This window comes from Oceanobacillus piezotolerans, assembly GCF_003665065.1.
GTDB lineage: Bacteria > Bacillota > Bacilli > Bacillales > Amphibacillaceae > Oceanobacillus > Oceanobacillus piezotolerans.
Window position 1 is genome coordinate 29872 of the sequence record NZ_RCHR01000001.1, and the last position, 16749, is coordinate 46620.

General features: G+C 37.7%; 14 protein-coding genes and 1 riboswitch. Of the genes, 11 read left to right on the forward strand and 3 right to left on the reverse strand.

The window, feature by feature from the left end; all coding sequences use genetic code 11:
* Positions 1-76 precede the first annotated feature (76 nt).
* Complete coding sequence (locus D8M04_RS00185) at positions 77-1657, reverse strand: glucose PTS transporter subunit IIA (RefSeq protein WP_121520219.1); 1581 nt, start codon at positions 1655-1657, stop codon at positions 77-79.
* 232 nt (positions 1658-1889) lie between these two features.
* On the opposite strand from D8M04_RS00185, the gene D8M04_RS00190 reads away from it, so the two are divergent.
* The 10 genes from D8M04_RS00190 to cysC all read left to right on the forward strand — a co-directional run bounded on the left by D8M04_RS00190 (position 1890) and on the right by cysC (position 12890).
* Positions 1890-3095, forward strand: coding sequence for an AraC family transcriptional regulator (locus tag D8M04_RS00190; protein ID WP_121520221.1), 1206 nt, complete (start codon positions 1890-1892; stop codon positions 3093-3095).
* Positions 3096-3284: 189 nt separating this feature from the next.
* Positions 3285-3386, forward strand: a riboswitch (SAM riboswitch).
* A 96-nt stretch (positions 3387-3482) separates the two neighbouring features.
* A complete protein-coding gene (locus tag D8M04_RS00195) occupies positions 3483-4229 on the forward strand; it encodes a phosphoadenylyl-sulfate reductase (protein WP_121520223.1) in 747 nt (248 codons plus the stop codon).
* A 145-nt stretch (positions 4230-4374) separates the two neighbouring features.
* Positions 4375-6219: an assimilatory sulfite reductase (NADPH) flavoprotein subunit gene (locus D8M04_RS00200; RefSeq protein WP_121520225.1), complete on the forward strand. Its 1845-nt coding sequence runs from the start codon at positions 4375-4377 to the stop codon at positions 6217-6219.
* A gap of 33 nt (positions 6220-6252) precedes the next feature.
* The gene (gene cysI / locus D8M04_RS00205; RefSeq protein ID WP_121520227.1) at positions 6253-7986 is read left to right on the forward strand and encodes an assimilatory sulfite reductase (NADPH) hemoprotein subunit; all 1734 of its coding nucleotides are present in this window, start codon (positions 6253-6255) and stop codon (positions 7984-7986) included.
* A 20-nt stretch (positions 7987-8006) separates the two neighbouring features.
* Positions 8007-8783, forward strand: a complete 777-nt coding sequence (cobA, locus tag D8M04_RS00210) for a uroporphyrinogen-III C-methyltransferase (protein ID WP_121521662.1) — start codon at positions 8007-8009, stop codon at positions 8781-8783.
* Between the two features lie 14 nt (positions 8784-8797).
* Entirely contained in the window at positions 8798-9523 is a 726-nt protein-coding gene (locus D8M04_RS00215) for a sirohydrochlorin chelatase (protein WP_121520229.1), read from the forward strand.
* Positions 9524-9550: 27 nt separating this feature from the next.
* Positions 9551-10198 (forward strand): NAD(P)-binding protein, encoded by a 648-nt coding sequence (locus tag D8M04_RS00220; protein WP_121520231.1) that lies wholly within the window; start codon positions 9551-9553, stop codon positions 10196-10198.
* Positions 10176-10979: a uroporphyrinogen-III synthase gene (locus tag D8M04_RS00225; protein ID WP_121520233.1), complete on the forward strand. Its 804-nt coding sequence runs from the start codon at positions 10176-10178 to the stop codon at positions 10977-10979. Before D8M04_RS00220 ends, D8M04_RS00225 begins: the two co-directional genes overlap by 23 nt.
* 25 nt (positions 10980-11004) lie before the next feature.
* The gene (gene sat / locus D8M04_RS00230; RefSeq protein ID WP_121520235.1) at positions 11005-12183 is read left to right on the forward strand and encodes a sulfate adenylyltransferase; all 1179 of its coding nucleotides are present in this window, start codon (positions 11005-11007) and stop codon (positions 12181-12183) included.
* Between the two features lie 101 nt (positions 12184-12284).
* The gene (gene cysC, locus D8M04_RS00235) at positions 12285-12890 is read left to right on the forward strand and encodes an adenylyl-sulfate kinase (RefSeq protein WP_121520237.1); all 606 of its coding nucleotides are present in this window, start codon (positions 12285-12287) and stop codon (positions 12888-12890) included.
* Positions 12891-12998: 108 nt separating this feature from the next.
* Here the strand turns inward: cysC and D8M04_RS00240 are convergent, their stop codons facing one another.
* On the reverse strand, positions 12999-14276 hold the full coding sequence (locus tag D8M04_RS00240; protein ID WP_121520239.1) for an MFS transporter: 1278 nt from the start codon (positions 14274-14276) through the stop codon (positions 12999-13001).
* 154 nt (positions 14277-14430) lie between these two features.
* Here D8M04_RS00240 and D8M04_RS00245 point away from each other — a divergent pair, with 154 nt between their 5' ends.
* Positions 14431-15711, forward strand: a complete 1281-nt coding sequence (locus D8M04_RS00245) for a helix-turn-helix domain-containing protein (protein ID WP_222928569.1) — start codon at positions 14431-14433, stop codon at positions 15709-15711.
* A gap of 523 nt (positions 15712-16234) precedes the next feature.
* On the opposite strand, the gene D8M04_RS00250 is transcribed toward D8M04_RS00245, so the two are convergent.
* Complete coding sequence (locus D8M04_RS00250; RefSeq protein ID WP_121520243.1) at positions 16235-16693, reverse strand: DinB family protein; 459 nt, start codon at positions 16691-16693, stop codon at positions 16235-16237.
* Positions 16694-16749 lie beyond the last annotated feature (56 nt).

The following is a 16749-nucleotide window of genomic DNA, read 5'->3' on the forward strand; positions in this document are numbered from 1 at the left end:
TAGGGGATGCTTTGCCTTCAAGGGGAAATTGCAAGATGTATTAAAAAGACTCGCATTTAAATGCGAGTCCAATTTGCTAAACAGTCATCCTCAATAATTCTTCTTTTAGATCAACTGTTGTATTTGTTGTTGGTTCTATATCTAAATATTTTTCTGTATTTGTAATGACTATAGGGCTTGTTGTTTGATATCCTAATGCTTTCATTCTTTCTATATCAAATTGAAGAAGCAGGTCTCCTTGTTTCACTTTATCTCCTTGTTTGATATGAGCTTTGAAATGTTCTCCATTTAATTTTACAGTGTCTACACCGATATAAATTAGTATTTCAGCACCGTCATTTGAAGTTATGCCAATCGCATGTTTAGTAGGGAATAAAGTAGAAATCACTCCATCTACAGGTGAATAAACATCTCCTGTTTCAGGTACGATGACAATTCCTTTTCCGACGCGTTCTGATGCAAATAATGGGTCCTTAAATTCAGTTAAGGAGATTACTTTTCCTTTTAGTGGACTTCTTATTGTTTCTGAGCTTACTTGGATAAAATGATCTATCCTTTTTTGGTTTTTATTTTCATATCCAAATACAAAAGTGAATAAGAAGCCTAGTGCAAATGCAACGGTTACACCAATGACAAATTGCCCAATTGGACTAAAAGCAGGAATCGCTAAAACACTTGGTAATACAAAATCATTCATCACTACACCTAATGTTCCGTTTATCGCTCCACCAATCGCACTTGCGATAATAACATAAATCATTGTTTTTCTATATCGTAAAATAATTCCATAATTAATTGCTTCTGTCGTTCCGGCTAATGCACCTGGTACAATGCCACTTACAGCTATTGCCTTCAAGTCTTTGTCTCTTGTACGCATTAGGACTGCTAAACCAATACCTATTTGTGCAAATGGCGCAGCAGCAGCCATTGCAATAATAGGGTCTGGACCTGTTGCTAAATTCGCTATAGCAAGTGGAATTACTGTCCAGTGTAAACCTGCTATCGTGAGGAATGTCCATGTACTACCTAAAACTGCGCCGGCTAATAACCCACTTTTAACACTTAAGAAGTTAATAACCGAACCAAGACCTTCACCAAGAAGTGTTCCAAGCGGTCCAAAAACAAGCATAGTCAATGGAACGAGAATAAGTAATGAAATCATAGGATTAATAAACATTTGAATATCTTTGTAAATGACCTTCTTTAAAATTTTATCCAATCCTGCATAAACAAACATAGCAATAAAAATCGGAAAAACGGTGGAAGAATAGTCGGCTAATAACACTGGTAAACCTAAGAAGTCAATGGTAGTGACACCTTCTTCTACTAGTTGAGTAATACCTGGTGTTAAAAGAGCAGCACCTATAACACCTCCGACATACCCGTTAGCTCCTAATTTGATGGCAATAGATATTCCTAAGAAAATTGGAAGAAAATAAAATACGGCACTGCCTGCTGCGGATAAAACAATATAGGTACCGCTTTCAGAGGAGAGCCATCCAATCATTGTTAAAACGGATAGTAAAGCTTTCAGTAAACCAGCTCCAGCTAAAACGCCAATAATGGAGGCAAAGCTGCCTGCAATAATTTCTAATATTTTTGAAAAAATAGATTGTTTTTTATCAATTACAATGTGTGCATCCTGGTGATTACTCATAAAATTCTCCTCTATATATTGTTTTAACCCATTCAGGTCTTCAGCAAAGTATCAACGCTTTCATCTTCTATTAAGTGAATGTTGCTTCAGTTTGGTGAAGCAAGTTTCCTTTATATGAGTTGAACGAGTTGTGCTGGTTCTATTATAATGAATGATATAAAAATAAGTTAGGACTTTTATAACATAATCAGGATAATAGTTTTAATATAGGTAAAAAATAGGGGGCACCTTTGTGGAACAATCAAAGCTCATAGCAACAGCTCTAAAACTGCATCATGTAACCGATTTAAATGTATACGTAGTAGACCATCAAGGAGAACTGTTATATCAACAAAAAACAATCTCTATTCCTTCATTTATGCCTGGGGCAGAGCTTGAGGATATCTTTTCTTTTTACTCTGTAATAAATCAAGAGGATCAGGTATATACCTATATTAATGAGTGGGGCCTTCATTTTCATGGTTATTCTTTTCAGATTGAAGACAGAAGATATTGTTTTATTATCGGTCCATATTTTGATATGATACCCAACGTTTATCAATTCTCCCGTCAATATCATCTTGGAAGCAGGCAAACAAATGACTTACGTCTAGAAGTAGAGAAGATTCATGTATTGACAGCTGCGGAAGCGGATAGCTTTGCAAGCGTACTTCAACAGGTGAAACACTTGGTCCGTGCTGAAACAAAGCCAATCATTATTGACCTAGAGAATAAGACAGTATCATCAGAAAGAAAAAAAGTAGAAACAAGTAATAAAGTCGAAGCAGACTTAGTAGAATTACGTTATAAAATAGAAAATGAATTTATGTATGCGGTAGAGAATGGAGATAGAGAAGCCGCTTTAAAACTTATTAGTTCAAATAATGTACTTTTTTCATTTTCAGAACGCTTTACAAATCAACCATTACGAGGGATGAAAAATAACTGTATTATTCTAAACACATTACTGCGAAGTGCGGCTAGAAGAAGTCATGTACCAGCAACGATACTGCATCGGGTCTCAGAGAAGTTTGCATACGAAATAGAAAACAGTAGTCAATTGGCAACCATGAATCAACTTCAAGACAAGATGATAATTGAATATTGTCAAATTGTCGCTGAACATACATTAAAGGGTTATTCCAGTATAACGCAAAAGGTGCTTGAATACTTACTGAATCATTATGACGAGCAGATCGACAAAGAAGAACTAGCTTCTAAATTTTATACACATCCAAGCCATCTGTCACGTAAGTTTAAACAAGAAACTAATATGACCATAACAGCATACCAGCAAATGCTGCGGATAAACCATGCGAAGCATTTGCTAAAAACAGAAACATTAACCATAGAGGAAATTGCTTGGATTGTTGGATATGAGGATGCTTCCTATTTTTCTCGAGTATTCAAAAAAGAAATAGGTATCACCCCAACTCAATATCGAGAATATGATAATTAAAGCAATTGTAAAAATATTTTTCTGCAAAAAAATACATCACCATATTAAAGTTTTTATGGAAGGATGTACAATTACATGTCCATTCCTATAATATAATGACTATTTCTGTCTATTTCGAATTTACTATTGACTACCAAAAAAAATCAAGTTATAATACTGACAATTCATATTGTATTACTAATGATTAAATTCTTATCACGAGAGGTGCAAGAGTAGATCCTGATGAAACCTCGGTAACAGGTGGATCTACACAGTGCCTATTCCTGCAGATTATTGTCTGAAAGATAAGAAGAGTGGTGTATAGTCGTAAATAGACTAAGCAGCTAATCTCTTCTAATATTTAGAAGAGATTTTTTTCGATTTGAAATCCTAGGAGGGAGTAGGGGGATGCATCATAATTCAGTAACATATGAGAATTTTTCTGATGTCCCATTTAAAGATTGGACCCCGACAGATAAAACAAAAGGGGCTTCCACCATCTTGGATTGGGCATATAAAACGTATCAAGAGGATATCGTTTATGCATGCAGTTTTGGTGCCGAAGGGGTTGTTTTAATCGACCTAATCTCTAAAGTAAAAAAAGACGCTGATATTGTATTCTTAGATACTGATCTTCATTTTCAAGAAACATATGATTTAATTGATAGGGTGAAGAGTAAATATCCACACCTGCGAATTCATATGAAGAAGCCAAAATTAACCTTAGAAGAACAGGCTGCCCAATTTGGCTCAGCTTTGTGGAAAAGAAATCCTGACCAGTGTTGTGCGATTCGTAAAATAAAACCGCTGGAAGAAGCGCTGAGCGGGCAGGTCGCATGGATTTCAGGACTTCGCAGAGAACAATCTCTATCAAGAAGTAAAACCAATTTTATTAATAAAGACGAGAGATTTCAATCTGTAAAAGTATGCCCATTAATCTACTGGACTTGGGATGATGTATGGAATTATATCAAAGAACATAATCTTCCTTACAATGAATTGCATGATCATCATTATCCTAGTATTGGATGTATACCATGCACTTCGCAGGTATTAAATTCTGAAGATGCACGTGCAGGGAGATGGTCAGGATTTAATAAAACGGAGTGTGGACTTCATACCTCTGTCAAAGATAAAGATGAACAAAGTGGTTAAAATACCATATTTTTTTCTATTAAAAACCTAGTAAGTCAATATGATAACATCGAATTAGGTCAAATGAATTATTTTCAGTCTTACTTTGAAACAGGGAAAACCAAGAGCAATACCCAAAATACTTTGCTATGTGAGGTGATGATAAATGCAATTGCAAGTAACAAACAGCCCTTTTAATAAAGAACAAACGGAATATTTAAATTTGCTTCTACCAACGCTTACGGAAACACAACGTATATGGTTAAGCGGTTATTTAGCAGTCTCCCAGAATGCAAATGCTAGTTTCCAAGCAGAGGCAGAATTGAACGCAACCTTAGAACCAGTAGAAAGCAAACAGCCATTAAATCACGTAAGTGTGAGAGATGTGACTATCCTATATGGAACGGAAACTGGTACAGCTCAAATGCTTGCAGAAGATTTAGGTGAGAAGATAAAAGAGAGAGAAATAGAGGTCAATGTTTCTTCTCTAGACGATTTTAAACCGAAAGACTTAAAGAAAGTACAGGATTTATTGATTATTACAGCGACTCATGGTGACGGTGATCCACCTGAGAATGCTATCTCGTTTTATGAATTTCTTCACAGCAGAAAAGCTCCCAAACTTAATGATGTAAGATTCTCAGTGCTTTCTCTTGGAGACCAATCCTATGAATTTTTCTGTCAGACTGGGAAGGACTTTGATAAACGCCTTGAGGAATTGGGAGCTGAAAGACTTTATGCACGTATTGATTGTGATGTAGATTTTGATGAGCCTGCTGCTGAATGGGTAGAAGGCATCCTGCAAAAGTTGGATGAATCTAAAACATTGGATCTTAACGAAGGAACACGACCGCTCAATGTAGGAATTCCAGAAGAGAAATCCGTGTATTCACGTACAAACCCATTTCAGGCAGAGGTATTAGAAAATATTAATTTAAATGGAGCGGGATCAAACAAAGAAACAAGGCATTTAGAGTTATCTTTGGAGGGTTCTAACTTTGAATATGAGCCGGGAGATAGTCTTGGAATATACCCACAGAATGATCCTGAATTAGTAGAAGAAATAATTTCAGAATTAAAATGGAATCCTGAGGAAAGTGTACTAATTAATAAACAAGGAGAAAGACGTTCCGTGCGTGAGGCCTTTCTTACACATTTTGAGGTTTCAAGGTTAACAAAGCCACTACTGGTGAAGGCAGGAGAACTCTTTCATAACGATGAACTGACAACATTCCTAAATGAGTCAAGTGATGATGAGATAAAGACATATATCGATGGACGTGACTTACTAGATTTAGTACGAGAATATCCACCAAAGGATGTTGTTCCAGAAGCGTTTATTGGAATTCTGCGTAAAATGCCTGTCCGGCTATATTCGATAACAAGTAGTTATAAAGCAAATCCAGATGAGGTGAAACTCCTGATTGGATCCGTTAAGTATCCTGGATTCAGACAAGAATTTGCTGGGGTATGTTCGGGTCAATGCTCAGAGCGTGTGGAGCCTGGTGATACCTTGTCCGTGTACATTCATCGCAATCCGAATTTTAAATTTCCTTTTGATCCAAATACACCAGTCATTATGGTTGGTCCTGGTACGGGAGTAGCCCCTTTCCGCTCATACCTAGAGGAATTAGAGGAATTAGGTATAAAAGGGAAAACATGGCTCTTCTTTGGAGAACAGCATTTCTCGAGTGATTTTCTTTATCAGGTAGAATGGCAAAGATGGCTGAAGGATGGCGTGTTAACTAAGATGGATGTTGCATTCTCCCGTGATACGAGTGAAAAAGTATATGTTCAGCACCGGATGCGGGAAGCGCGTGAGGAGCTTTATCAATGGCTTCAAGCAGGGGCACATCTATACATCTGCGGGGATGAGAAAAACATGGCTAAGGATGTTCATCAGACGTTAGTAGACATTCTAGTAGATCAGGGAAATATGAGCCAGGAAGCGGCAGAGAGCTACTTGTCAGAGATGCGAAAACAAAAACGTTATCAAAGAGACGTCTATTAAGATATCTAAGCATGCTAGAGAGGAGAAAGCGGAATGTCAAAAAATCATCCACATAACCAGAATGGACCACTAGATCCATTGGAGCAGATTAAGTCAGACAGTAATTATTTAAGGGGAACCATAGCAGAAGGATTGCAAGATAGAATTACAGGTGCTATTTCAGAGGCAGATAACAAGCTTTTAAAATTTCACGGCAGCTACCAACAGGATGATCGTGATGTACGTGATGAACGAAGAAGGAAAATGTTAGAGCCAGCTTATCAATTTATGATTCGTGCCCGTTTGCCTGGGGGTGTGACTACTCCAGAACAGTGGCTGAGAATCGATGAATTAGCTTCCAAATATGGAAATGAAACAATGAGATTGACTACTAGACAAACGTTTCAATTGCATGGAATTTTGAAATGGAACTTAAAACAGACTATTAAAGAAATGAATGACGAGTTAATTTCCACTATAGCTGCTTGTGGAGATATCAACAGAAATGTAATGTCCAATGTAAACCCGGAACAGTCTGATGCACATGAAGAGGTTTATGAATATGCAAAGAAAATAAGTGATCACCTCCTGCCAGAAACAAATGCATATCATGAAATTTGGCTAGACAAAGAAAAGGTAATAGATAGTCGTGCGCCAGAAGAAGTAGAGCCAATATATGGTGCTACTTACTTACCGAGGAAATTTAAGATTGGTGTTGCTGTTCCTCCATCAAATGATGTAGATATTTACTCACAAGACTTAGGGTTCGTTGCCATCATTGAAGATGGAAAGCTGCAAGGATTCAATGTTCTTGCAGGAGGGGGAATGGGAATGACTCATGGTGACACAGATACCTATCCTCAAGTAGCTAAACTAGTCGGTTTCTGCTCTCCTGATAAAGTGACAGATGTAGCAGAGAAGATTGTAACCATTCAACGCGACTTTGGAAATCGTTCTAATCGAAAAAATGCACGTTTTAAATATACTATTGACCGTTACGGTTTAGATTGGCTGAAAGAAGAACTGAATGAACGACTTGGCTGGGATTTAGAAGAGGCGCGTCCATTCCAATTTGATTCTAACGGTGACAAATACGGGTGGGTGAAAGGAAAAGGAAGATGGCATTTAACCCTGTTTATTCAAAATGGTCGGATCAAAGATTTTGACGGTTATCTCCTTCGTACTGGATTACGTGAGATTGCGAAGGTTCACACAGGGGAGTTCCGACTTACACCTAATCAGAATGTCATCATAGCAAATGTTACCACTCAAAAGAAAAAGCAAATAGATGAACTTGTTGAAAAATATCAGCTCACAGAAGGGAAGCATTATTCTGGTTTAAGAAGAAACTCAATAGCATGTGTTGCTTTTCCAACCTGTGGCCTTGCGATGGCGGAGTCAGAGCGATATCTTCCTAAACTAATTGATAAAATTGAAGTCATCCTTGATGAAGCCGGATTGAGTGAAGAAGAAATAGTCATACGTATGTCTGGCTGTCCAAATGGATGCTCACGACCAGCCTTGGCTGAAATTGCCTTTATTGGAAAAGCACCAGGAAAATACAACATGTATTTAGGTGGAGCATTTAACGGGACTCGTTTGAATAGACTCTATCAAGAAAACATTGGTGAAGAAGAAATTCTTAAATCCTTAAGATCAATGCTTTTCCAATATGCAAATGAGCGTATGGCTGGGGAACATTTTGGTGATTTTGTTATCCGTGCAGGAATAGTGGAAAAGGTCGAGTCAGGGCTTAACTTTCATGGGGCAAGTAAAACAAGAGGCTAATAGTGAAAGGCGGTGGAAAGATGGGTAAGGTTTACTTGGTAGGGGCGGGTCCTGGAGATCCAGAGTTAATAACAGTAAAAGGCGTAAAGGCGATCGAGCAATCAGATGTCATTTTATATGATCGATTAGTAAATCCTGAGCTTCTCAATTACGCAAAAGATAAGGCAGAACTTATCTATTGTGGCAAGCGTCCTGATCAGCATACATTAACACAGGAAACAATTAATGCTTTGCTGTGCAAATTTGCTCATCAAGGTAAGGTAGTTACACGGCTAAAGGGTGGAGATCCTTTTATTTTTGGCAGAGGTGGAGAAGAAGCAGAAATACTTAAGGAAAATGGTATTCCTTTTGAGATTGTTCCAGGAATTACCTCGGGATCAGCTGCTCCAGCATATGCGGGTATTCCACTAACCCATCGAGATTATAGTTCATCTGTCTCCTTTGTTTCTGGAGTAAGTAAAACAGCAGAATCAGAAGAGGCTTATTGGAAAAACCTAGCACAAGGCTCTGACACACTCTGCATTTACATGGGAGTAAAAAAACTGCCAGATATTTGTGAACGTTTAATACGACATGGTCGTGATTCGAATACACCAGTAGCACTCATTCATTGGGGAACAACTGATAAACAACAAACAGTCACAGGGACTTTAGCTAATATTGTGACAAGAGCCCATGCCTTTAAAAACCCTTCCATGATTATTATTGGAGAAGTGGTTGGGCTAAGGGAGAAAATACAGTGGTTTGAGAATGCTTCCCTTGAAAAGACCAAGATTGCTCAGGCGGTTATCGGCTGAAGAGGGGGGAAGACATGCAAGGGGTATTATATGTGAGCCATGGAAGTCGCAGACCAGAAGCGACTGCTGAAGCAATAGCATTTCTTTCCTTGGTGAGGGAACAGGTGAATATCGATTTACAAGAAATTTGTTTTCTAGAGCTAGCGAATCCCAATATAGAGCAAGGAATCGATTCGCTAGTTAAACAAGGCGTATCAAGGATTTCGATTGTACCTGTTTTATTGTTAAGTGCGGGGCATTATTTCCACGATATACCCGAAGAAGTCGACAGGGTTAGAAAAAAATATCCGAAAATAAAATTTACTTATGGCAAACCACTCGGGGTACAAAAGCGATTAACTCACATTTTAAAGGATCGAATAGAGGAAACTGGTGTTCCTTTAAATCCAGATGCAAAAATTTTGCTGATTGGAAGAGGAAGCAATAATCCCAGGACGAAGCAGGATATAGAGGAAATTGCAGAGCAGCTGAAAGAAAAAGTGGACCGAGAAGTGGAAACCTGTTATTTAGCTGCTTGTTCTCCATCATTTGAAGAAGGCTTACATAATGTATTAAAGGGCGAGCATTCTCAAGTGTTTATCGTTCCCTATTTATGGTTTACAGGGGTGCTAATGGAGACCATTGAAAAGAGGGTAAATGAATACCATTCTTTTGGAAAAGAAATCATAGTATGTCACCAACTGGGAAACCATCCTTCCATCGTTGCGGCATTAAAAGATAGAGTTTATGAAACAATTTGATTCATACAGATAAAGAGGTTACTTAACATGACATTCATCCCGCTTATGATTAATTTAAATGAGAAAAAGGTTGTCGTTATTGGAGGCGGATCCGTAGCGGAGAAAAGAATAAGGCATCTAAAGGAAAGTGGAGCTCTTATTACCGTCATAAGTCCAGAGATAACAGAAGAAATTAGAAAAGACTGGGAGACGGGAAAAATAAAATGGATAGGAAAAAAATTCGAAACTGCGGATATTCAAGATGCCTTTCTCATTCTGATTGCGACAAGTAATCAAATGGTGAATCAATCAGTCCTTAAAGCAGCACCATCACATGTATTAGTCAATGATGCAACGGATGCTCATTCTGGGAATGTAACATTTCCTGCCAGTTTTAGACGAGGAAGGTTGTCTATAAGTATTTCTACGGATGGAGCTAGTCCTCATCTCTCAGCGGAAATAAAGAGGAGAATACAAACTCTATTTGATGAGGATTATGAGGAATATCTTGAATTTCTGGATAAGAGCAGGAGGCTATTAAAACAAACTTCCCTAAGTAACCAAATGAGGAAAATGCTGTTAAAAGAAATGATAGATGAGCGCTTTTTAAATAAGGATATCCAGTCCACAACGCTGAGATGGTTTACGAAAATGGTAGAAGAAAGGAGAAGTAATGGGGAAAGGCCTAGAGAATAAGAAAATTGGAATTGCTGCTAGCAGGCGAGCAGAAGCAATTGCTGTCCTTGTGCAAAAGAGCGGAGGTATACCATCTGTTCATCCAATACAGGGAGAGCTCCATTTAAATGAAAAAGAAAGTGAAAGAAACGTTTCCGCACTAGTTTCTTATTCATACCCAATCGTCATTTTAACAACGGGTATTGGTGCAGAGACGCTTGAGCGGGCAGCTGAGCGTTTGAAATGTCATGAAGAGTTTATTCAAGTATTAAAGAACGCAAAATTGGTGGTACGAGGAAGTAAGACGGTTAACTGGTTAAAAAAGCATCATTTGCAGGCAACCTATGTATCTGAAGATGGAACAATGAATTCATTGCTGAATTCATTATCTCCTGTTCAATTAGATTATAGTAATGATATTTTTATACAGTTATATAATGAGGATGAGTATGAAATAAAATTCAGACTCGAACAATTGGGGTATAACATATATTTATCAAAACCATATCAATACAAGGAACCCGATCAAGCTGTTGTTAAAAAGTTAAGAAGACAAATTGTGAATCGGGAACTAGATAGTGTCATTTTTACGAGTAAAACGCAGGTAAATAATCTATTTCGTGATACAGATCTAGATAAGAAAATGGCAGATTCTTTTAATGAAAAAATAATTGCAACGGCAGTTGGCAAGGTAACTGCCAGGCAACTCACAAAATATGGCATTAATAATATTTTGTATCCTGATAATGAAAAAATGGGTGCAATGGTAATCGAGTTAAGAAACTATCTGGAAAAAGTTTAAACAATAGGGGATGGAGGAAATATTAATGACAGCTGCAAAACAAGCCACTCAAGAAACAGTTCTCCCGCATGGAGGCGAATTAATTCAAAGAGAATTGCAAGGAGAACAGAGAGAATTCTTTTTAGAGCAAAAAGCTTCATTTAAAGAACTTAAGTTAGATGCTTGGAGTCTATCAGATTTAGAGCTTATTGCAATCGGAGGGTTTAGTCCCTTAAATGGCTTTATGGGAGAAGGCGATTATACAAGAGTAGTCGAAGAAATGAGATTAAGTGATGGTACGATCTGGAGCATTCCAATTACCCTTCCTGTTAGTGAAGAACAAGCATATCAATATGAGATTGGGTCAACCGTTGCATTGATGGGGGAAGACAATGTCTTTTATGGAGTGCTGGAATTACAAGAAAAATATACAAGTGACAAAGAGAAAGAGGCTAAGCTGGTTTACGGAACAACAGATCCGGCACATCCAGGAGTGAAAAAGCTGTATGAAAGAGGAAATGTAAATCTAGCAGGACCCATTTATCTTATTAATCGACCAAACCATGATGATTTCAGAGAGTTTTATCTGGACCCAAGGGAAACGAGAGAACGATTTGCAGAACTAGGCTGGAAGACTGTCGTTGGTTTTCAAACAAGAAACCCAGTTCATCGTGCACATGAATACATTCAAAAATGTGCATTAGAATCTGTAGATGGTTTGTTATTAAATCCACTAGTTGGAGAAACCAAGTCAGATGACATCCCTGCTGACGTTCGCATGGAAAGCTATCAGGTCATTCTAGAAAACTATTATCCTAAAAATAGGACAGAACTTGTTATTTACCCTGCTGCAATGCGTTATGCTGGACCCAGAGAAGCAATCCTTCACGCAATTGTCCGCAAAAATTACGGCTGCACGCATTTTATTGTAGGCAGGGATCATGCGGGGGTAGGAGACTATTACGGAACCTATGAAGCGCAGGAGTTAATCACACAATATGAAAGCGAAATCGGTATTCACATCTTCAAGTTTGAGCATGCATTCTATTGCACTAAGTGTGAGAATATGGCAACGGAAAAGACATGCCCGCATGATAAAGCATCTCATGTCCACCTAAGTGGAACAAAAGTGAGGGAGAAGCTGCGAAATGGAGAGGAATTACCAAAGGAATTCTCCAGACCAGAAGTAGCGGCCGTGCTAATAAAAGGATTACAACAAAAATAATAGTTTTGGGTTTCATATTAGATTAGATAAAACAGGAAGATTTTAAAAAAGCGTATACCAACAGAGTTATTGTTATGATGGGTGGAAATAGGAGGGGAAGCATGGGAAAACCGACAAATATTGTGTGGCATGATTCTCATGTCACAAAAGAAGACCGGGCAAAACTAAATAAACATAAAGGTGCAGTATTATGGTTTACAGGTCTCTCCGGATCTGGAAAATCAACCTTAACTGTTGCTTTAGAGAAAGAGCTTCACTCGATTGGTCTCCATACGTACCGTTTAGATGGAGATAATGTGCGTCATGGCTTAAACCGAAATTTAGGCTTTAGTCCTGAAGATCGAAAAGAGAATATTCGACGAATTGGTGAAGTTGGAAAATTAATGGTAGATGCTGGATTATTAACCTTAACAGCGTTTATCTCTCCGTACCGAGAAGATCGCAATGAAGTCAGAAGACTCCTTGAAGATAGTGAATTTGTAGAGATCTACGTAAAATGCAGTTTAGAAGAATGTGAAACAAGAGACCCTAAAGGATTATATAAAAAAGCACGAGCAGGAGAAATAAAGGATTTTACAGGAATAGATTCTCCATATGAGGAACCACTGTCTCCTGAATTAATTATTGACACGGAGCAACTATCCTTAGAGGAATCTGTACAAACTATCATCCAATTTTTAATAGATAAGCAGTATATTAAATCATAAATGTTAAAAGCCTCCTTTTTTAATAATTAGGAGGCTTATTTATGAAATTTTATAATTAGTAATTAAGAAAATAAGTATCAAGAAAAAGGTATTGATGTTGCAGCTAAATCAGGCGGAGTGTTTGATCTGCCATTCTGGGTGTGCTTTTCTAATAACTGCCGGCCTTGCAAGGTAGAGTACCGCTATAATGAGTAAGCAGCCCGAACTTACCATAATCCAGTGGGCAGGCAATATATCATATAATATTCCAAATGCAATCGTTCCAAGTGGGATTAAGGCCTGAGCGCCAGTTTCAACTATTGAAAATACTCGTCCTTTATACGAATCATGTATCAACTTTTGCATCATAACTTGAACAGGTGTATTGATGATGATGATCGTAGAACCACTTAGAAACATCAGAAGCGCATAGTACGTAAATATAACGAAAGAATTCATATTGATAAGTAACGGTATGGTGAAAATCCCAATAATAATCCCTAGAGATAGGATACCTCTCTTCGCAACAATTAATGGGAAACGAAACTCCTTGCGGAAAGATAAATAAGCAGCCATAAGCAACATTCCAATAGCAAAGAAACTCTCAACAATGCCAAATTTTTCAGCAGGCATATTCAAGTTTTCAATCATGACATAAGAATAGCCAACCTGAAAGGCTCCAACAAGGAAATTTACGATTAGCGCAATGGAAATAATCGCCATGATTAAGGGTCTTCCTTTTACATAGTTCCATCCCTCGATCATATTTTTCCATAAAGATTCTTGCGGTGATGCATTTGCTTCTGAATTTGCAGTAGAAAATAAAGTGAAATTCATCGTCGATTCAAGAATAAGTGCTATGATTACTGCTGTTAAGTACATAAGTAATAAAACCGGTAGGATAACAAATCCGTATAAAATTCCGCCAATGGCAGGACTTGCAATCGCTGCAATAGAAATAACCATTTGATTTATTGCCGTTGCTTTTTGTATCCTGTGTTGGTCAATTAATCCTGTAATCGAGGATGTAAAAGCAAGACCGGAAAAAGTGGAGGTAATGGAAAAAATCGCTGTAGCACTATACAGAATTGAAAGTGATAGACCAAAAACTAAAACCATACAAATAAGTGCAATAATGCTTAGCGCAGTGATCATGTGGGATAGAATAACAATCTTTTTTCTGTCAAAGCGGTCAGCCATATAACCTGCGAACGGGGAAACGATTATTCTTGGTACTACATTACAAAGTAAATTGACAGCGAAATTCGTTGCAGATCCAGTTAATTGCAAAATATAAAAACTAACCGTAAAGGCATAAACCTGTGCACCAAAGTTAGAAATAAATTTACTTATAGCAAACGTCCATAGATGGTAGGTAGCTCTTTTCAATATAAATTGTTCTTCCATATCTCTAACACCTCTTTTTTAATTAGTTTAATATAATTAAACTTATTGTAAATGATAAGGGTGATTAACACAACATAAAAATTTAAAATTATTAAACTAACGGAAGGTAATTCTTTTCAACTAATACGAAATCGAATATAATGAATGAAAGAAAGTGGGGGTGTTTCCTATCGAAACGCTGGGTGAACGAATTCGTACTATAAGAAAAGAAAAGAAAATGACGTTAGAGGAACTTGCAGGAGACCGTTTATCGAAAGGGATGCTCAGTCTCATTGAAAATAATAAAGCTAAACCTTCCATGGAAAGTCTCACATTTATAAGTGAACGTCTCGGTGTACATACTGCTGAGTTATTAAGTGAAAATCAAACTGGACTCAGAAACTTGCTTGATCAGGCAGAAAGGTTGTTTCACCAAGATTCAGAGTATTATCAAGTGGAGCAAGTTGAACAAAAATACACAGACATAGGAAATCTGATTCAGCCCCATGTGGACAAGCTGTATGACGGTTATGAAGCTGCAAGGTTGCTTGAAATCTATAGTAAAAGCTTATTTTATGCAAATAAAGAAGGCTGGGAAGAATCTTTACAAAGGGCGCAAACGATATATGAGGCTTTAAATATTACGGCTAGAAGAGCGAGTATAGGAATTTTTCAAGCCACTGTACATTTTGCAGATAAAAAATATGAGCAAGCATTACAGGTTTTACTGGAAGAGAAACAGAAAACGGTTAGCCAAGAGCCTTATCTGGACCCGCTTACTCGGCTGGATTTTGACTATCATGAAGCTATTTTCCGTATGGCAGTTGGCGATACGGAAAGAGCATTAGAAGTGATTGAAGAGGCAATTGATTATTCCAAAGAACATAAAATTTTTTATAGGATTGATGATTTATTTCGAATTTCAGCTGGCTATGGATTGCTTTTTCATGATGAAGAAAAGATACATTATTATCAAACAAAGCTGTTGCATTATGCCGAACTTGCCGATGATCCGTTCTACTATGCATTCAGTGATTTACATACAGCAGAATTACTGATTGCAAAAGAGGATAAATACGAAGAAGCACTGAATTTAATGGAAAAACATATCCAAAGTAAGAAGTTCGACGCAGCTGAGCCACACTTTATGGTAGTGAAAGGGAAAGCATTATATGGGTTAGGGAGATATAAAGAAGCAATTGATTGTCTTGAAAAGGTAGGTGTTCCATACTACCTGCATCATCCATATGATTTATCACTGATTTATATAGCTGATTCCTATAAGGCATTATGCCTCATGGCAGTAGGGGAAGAAGATGCAGCTCTGCGCTGCGCGACCCTTGCTAGAGAAAACTTTTCTCCATTAATTGATACTTTTTATAAAGACTTTGCGAACTTAACTTATCGAAAAATTGTGGAAGAGATTAAAGAGAAATCTTCTAAACGAAAGAACTGAGTTATTTTAGAAAGAGTGTTCCCGTAGAGAGGTTTCAACCTAATAGAGTACACTCACTTTTTCAGAATAGTGCTGAGAACCGCTGCGGAAATACACTACGCTTTCCGCGGGCGCTGTTGAGCCTCCTCGAGACTAACGTCTCTGTGGGGTCTCAACTAGGCTTTTCCTCCCGCAGGAGTCTCCGTGTATTTCCTCCGCTAAGTTATGCTATTAATTACGAAACAATATATAGTGGAAACACCACCCAACTATACATGAAGTGATTGTAGCGGAGGGCAGTCGACTCCTGCGGGAAAAGCAACAGCCGAAGACCCCGCAGGAAGTGGTTTTCTTCCGAGGAGGCTGAGGCGTTGCTCGCGGAAAGCGTACTGCCCGCAGCGGAAATCACCAGCGCATATTTTAGGTGTGTTTCCAGATGCTTATGCAGCAATATGCTGAATTAAACTAGTTCGCACGCAGTCTATCTAAACTACGTACAGCAAAGAGGCGTCTCTAATAGTTATATATTAGCGACGCCTCTTTTTTATTTTCGATCAAATTGTTGTTTCATGGCTTTAATTTTACCAAGCATTTCAGCTTCTCGGTGGGCAAGCATGATTAACAAATCCCCATGTGTTTCTATATGACCATGTGGTACCTTAAACTTAACATCTGATTTCCAAAATAGTTCATCATATGTATTAACCCGATTCTGTTGATTTACAAGGTGACTCATCAGTTCTTCTAAAGATGGTGCTTCTACTGTCCAATCCTCAACCTTAACATCTGAGCTAAATAGTTCGGCATACTCTTTTGGAATGTGCTGCGATTTTTTCTGGTTAACAAATAAGAGCTTTTCGTCCATTAAAAGAGTATTACCTATATGCCAGCGAATCGTATTGTCAAAGTATGCTGATTGATAATCTAATGCTTCGTTATCTAAATCTTGTATAAATGTAAGTAAGGAAGTTCTTGCTAGGTTAAATTGTTTTAATACTGACATGTTTGTTTCCTCCTACTATCAGGTTCAGAAATAAGTATAGTAGAATCTAATGATAA

Bases quoted from the DNA above. Each gene is read 5' to 3' on its own strand.
- D8M04_RS00185 (WP_121520219.1), bottom strand. From the start codon at position 1,657: ATGAGTAATCACCAGGATGCACACATTGTAATTGATAAAAAACAATCT.
- D8M04_RS00195 (WP_121520223.1), top strand. From the start codon at position 3,483: ATGCATCATAATTCAGTAACATATGAGAATTTTTCTGATGTCCCATTT.
- D8M04_RS00200 (WP_121520225.1), top strand. From the start codon at position 4,375: ATGCAATTGCAAGTAACAAACAGCCCTTTTAATAAAGAACAAACGGAA.
- cysI (WP_121520227.1), top strand. From the start codon at position 6,253: ATGTCAAAAAATCATCCACATAACCAGAATGGACCACTAGATCCATTG.
- cobA (WP_121521662.1), top strand. From the start codon at position 8,007: ATGGGTAAGGTTTACTTGGTAGGGGCGGGTCCTGGAGATCCAGAGTTA.
- D8M04_RS00215 (WP_121520229.1), top strand. From the start codon at position 8,798: ATGCAAGGGGTATTATATGTGAGCCATGGAAGTCGCAGACCAGAAGCG.
- D8M04_RS00220 (WP_121520231.1), top strand. From the start codon at position 9,551: ATGACATTCATCCCGCTTATGATTAATTTAAATGAGAAAAAGGTTGTC.
- D8M04_RS00225 (WP_121520233.1), top strand. From the start codon at position 10,176: ATGGGGAAAGGCCTAGAGAATAAGAAAATTGGAATTGCTGCTAGCAGG.
- sat (WP_121520235.1), top strand. From the start codon at position 11,005: ATGACAGCTGCAAAACAAGCCACTCAAGAAACAGTTCTCCCGCATGGA.
- cysC (WP_121520237.1), top strand. From the start codon at position 12,285: ATGGGAAAACCGACAAATATTGTGTGGCATGATTCTCATGTCACAAAA.
- D8M04_RS00240 (WP_121520239.1), bottom strand. From the start codon at position 14,276: ATGGAAGAACAATTTATATTGAAAAGAGCTACCTACCATCTATGGACG.
- D8M04_RS00250 (WP_121520243.1), bottom strand. From the start codon at position 16,693: ATGTCAGTATTAAAACAATTTAACCTAGCAAGAACTTCCTTACTTACA.